Origin of the sequence: Leptolyngbya sp. BC1307 (assembly GCF_002286735.1) — a bacterium.
Lineage (GTDB): Bacteria > Cyanobacteriota > Cyanobacteriia > Phormidesmidales > Phormidesmidaceae > Phormidesmis.
Genome location: NZ_NRTA01000105.1, coordinates 1 through 3,448, shown reverse-complemented (window position 1 = coordinate 3,448; position 3,448 = coordinate 1). Strand labels below are relative to the sequence as shown.

The 3,448-nt window shown below is 48.1% G+C and carries 3 protein-coding genes and 1 pseudogene; 3 read left to right on the top strand and 1 reads right to left on the bottom strand.

The features are described from left to right. Positions 1–608, bottom strand: a 608-nt coding sequence (locus CKL79_RS22045; RefSeq protein WP_141242285.1) for a transposase, incomplete at its 3' end; no start/stop codon positions are given. Positions 609–700: 92 nt separating this feature from the next. On the opposite strand from CKL79_RS22045, the pseudogene CKL79_RS24480 reads away from it, so the two are divergent. The 3 genes and pseudogenes from CKL79_RS24480 to CKL79_RS22030 all read left to right on the top strand — a co-directional run. Then, a pseudogene (locus CKL79_RS24480) lies at positions 701–902 on the top strand (potassium channel protein); the annotation flags it as partial. Between the two features lie 67 nt (positions 903–969). Beyond that, positions 970–1,992 carry a mechanosensitive ion channel family protein gene (locus tag CKL79_RS22035; protein ID WP_121971663.1) on the top strand — a complete coding sequence of 341 codons (1,023 nt, stop codon included), beginning with the start codon at positions 970–972 and terminating at the stop codon, positions 1,990–1,992. Beyond that, positions 1,982–3,310, top strand: a complete 1,329-nt coding sequence (locus CKL79_RS22030; protein WP_121971662.1) for a DUF2254 domain-containing protein — start codon at positions 1,982–1,984, stop codon at positions 3,308–3,310. Before CKL79_RS22035 ends, CKL79_RS22030 begins: the two co-directional genes overlap by 11 nt. The last annotated feature ends 138 nt before the right edge of the window (positions 3,311–3,448 follow it).

The following is a 3,448-nucleotide window of genomic DNA, read 5'->3' as shown; positions in this document are numbered from 1 at the left end:
AGATGGTAGTCCTCGACGCGTCGCCCGTAGCGCAGGTACCACTCATCCGGCGCAATTGTCGTTAGCCACTCGGGTGCGACTGTGGCCAGTTCATTCAACGTCGCTCGCATCGTTTCGCCGACTAGCTCTAGGCGGTTGAGCTTGCGGATAGCGGCCACGACGCTACTAGCGTCTGTGCGCTGCTTGCCACGCGACTTAATCAATCCTTTCTCCTGACAGCTCTGTAGTAGTTTGTCTAGCAGAAGATGCTCCTGCTCGCTGGCTATCAGCCGTCCGCGAAATTCGCTCAGGACACTGAAATCGAAGCATTCATCTGTCAGCTCTAGTCCTAGCAGATACTTCCAGTCGATACGCGAACGGACTGATTCAGCAGCTTGACGGTCGGACTGATTCTCGCGGAATTGCAGCACCGTCACCAGCGCTAGTCGCCACGGCGGGAGCCCTGGCTGACCTGTCGATGAGAATAAGTCTGTGAAGTCGCTGTCCTCAAAGACTGTGCCGAGTTCATTTCGCAAGGTCACGTATGGATTGCCTTTCCGAAAGGCAGCGTTGGCGACGCGTTGGGTATCGGCTGGAACCGGATCGATAGGCTGTGGCTTGATAGACATTGGTGATCGCACTCCTGAATGACTAGCGACTAGCCTCAGAATACTGATTTTTCGCCCTTTTTGAGTTAGCCAACAGTATCCGTGCTACTTATACCCCAGAAGGCCGCATTCTCTGTTTTTTGCTGCGTTCGCAGTGTTTGGCTACGTAACGGCAACTTTAGCTACCTTCTTTATTGGACAAGATGCTATGATAACGAAGCAGAAATTGTCGGAGCAGAATCGATTGATGTTCTCCGAGACGAAATTACCGCTTTGCGAACCGAGATTCAAAGCTTAAGGCAGAACCATCAATAACCCTAGATAGAAGTTAATCCTGTTTCTTTTCTGTATACTGCTGGCGTGATACTGAGGCAATCTTGTCATGAATACTGAAATAGCGACTTTTGTAGGCAAGATGCAGGCAATTCTAAACGGCTTTATTGCCTTACTGCCCAATATCATACTGGCGTTGATTGTCTTTGCTATCTTTTTCTTCGTTGCTAGAACTATCAAGAAAGCCGTTAGGAACCTGAAGCGCGATCGCCGCCAAGCTTGCAATTTAGGGATGGTGCTAGGGCAATTAGCGCAAGGTACAACCATTTTGATCGGTTTATTTATTGCGCTGTTGATCGTGATTCCTTCTCTCAAAGCCAGTGATCTTGTACAGCTACTTGGAATCAGTGGTATCGCGATCGCCTTTGCGTTTCGAGACATCTTACAAAACTTTCTAGCGGGAATTTTAATTCTATTAACTGAACCTTTTCAAATCGACGATCAAATCGTTTTCAAAGAGTTTGAAGGAACTGCCGAAAACATTCAAACAAGAGCGACAACGATTAAAACCTATGATGGACGGCGGGTTGTCGTTCCAGACTCTGAGCTCTTTACCAATTCAGTCACAGTCAATACTGCCTTTGAAAATCGTCGTTTAGAGTACGAGATCGGCATTGGCTACGGTGATGATATTGACGAAGCGCAGCGGCTGATTCTAGAGGTAGGGCATGGAACTGATGGGGTGTTAGAAACTCCTGCTCCTGATGCAATTGTGGTTGATCTAGCAGGAAGCACCGTCAACATTCGCGCTCGTTGGTGGGTGCAACCACCCCGTCGTGCCGATATGTTAGATCTCCAAGATCGAGTGTTGACGAACATTAAAAACAAACAAACGGCACATGGCATCGATCTGCCCTTCCCGACGCAGCAAATTCTGTTTCATGACCAGACTAAAGCAACAGATGGAGATCGGACTCGACAGCGTGAAGGCTGGCCTGCTGGCAAAGTGCCGCAGTCCCACAACATCAGCAGTTCGCTCAGACAGCTTGCTGAAATTAAAGCTCAGCGAAATGGCTCTGAAGGAGATAGCGCAAAGCATTCTTTAGAGGAGAAGCGAACGAATGAAAACTAAGCTCAGTGAGCTATTGGATTCACTGCACTCTAGCTTCTGGTTTGTCCCAACCCTGATGGTAGTGCTAGCGATCGGGCTGTCGTTTTTAACCATTCACATTGATCAAAGCTTAGACACAGAAATTATTGACAATTTGGGTTGGGCTTATGCGCTAGGTCCAAACGGTTCACGCGCTATTCTTTCAGCCATTGCAGGTTCAATGGTGAGCGTTGCGACAACGGCATTTTCCATTACGATCGTCGCCCTTCAGCTTGCGTCCTCACAGTTTGGTCCTCGTCTGCTGCGAAACTTCATGCAAGATACGGGCAACCAAATTGTTTTAGGAACTTTTATCTCTACGTTTGTTTATAGCCTGCTGGTGCTGCGAACGATTAACGGCGTTACCAAAAATGAGTTTGTGCCGCATATTGCCGTTACTTGCGGTATTGGATTGGCGATCGCCAGCATTGGTGTTTTGATCTACTTCATTCACCATTCAGCATCATCCATTCAAGTAGATCACGTCATTTCTAAAGTAGGACGTGAACTAGATGACGTGATTGATCGCCTCTTTCCCGAACAGATAGGACGTGACGCATTAAAGCAGCGACAGGAACCTTCATCTGAAATCCCAACCAATTTTGATCGCGATGCCTGCCCGATTCAAGCTAGCAGTAGCAGCTATATTCAAGCCATTGATGCAGACCAGTTAATGCAGACTGCGATCAAAGAAAATCTCCTACTCCAGCTTCAGCATCGCCCTGGAAACTTTGTAGTGAAGGGCAGTCCGCTCGCGATCGTTTATCCCGCAGAAGCTGTTTGTAAAAAGCTGGTTGAGCAAATCAACAATGCTTTTGTAGTGGGTTCGCAGCGGACTGACCGACAAGATATAGAGTTCTCCATTAATCAACTGGTTGAGATTGCCGTTCGTGCTCTCTCACCGGGCATTAATGATCCGTTTACGGCTATTCGTTGTATCGATCAACTCAGCGCCGCTCTTTGCCATCTGGCACAACGAGAGATTTCGTCTGCCTACCGCTATGATGACGAAGATAAGCTGCGCGTGATTGCTGAACCCGTGTCTTTCGTCGATGCGATCAATGCCGCTTTTAATCAAATTCGCCAGTATGGACAAACGAGCGTAGCAGTCACAATGCGCCTGCTGGAAGCGATCGCCGTTATTGCCCCTTTTACCCACACCAAGGTAGATCGAGCCGCCCTGCTGCGTCATGCCAATATGATCGAGCGCGGCAGTCACGAAGGAATTTCAGAAGAGCTAGATCAAAAGGATGTTAAAGAGCGATATCTAGCTGCTGTGAAAGCGATCAAGCAGCAGTAATGCGAGGAAAATATCATGCTATCTCTTAACTGGGGCTTTTTGGGGGGTTGTCGGGTAGAGAGGTCTCCTTCAATACTTAGGTCTGCTTTGTATTCCCTGTTGCTCTCGCCTTTCGGTTCGAGAGTGTCACAAGATTTG

What these genes read in the sequence shown, in the direction of transcription:
- CKL79_RS22035 (WP_121971663.1), top strand. Translation starts at nt 970, where the DNA reads ATGAATACTGAAATAGCGACTTTTGTAGGCAAGATGCAGGCAATTCTA.
- CKL79_RS22030 (WP_121971662.1), top strand. Translation starts at nt 1,982, where the DNA reads ATGAAAACTAAGCTCAGTGAGCTATTGGATTCACTGCACTCTAGCTTC.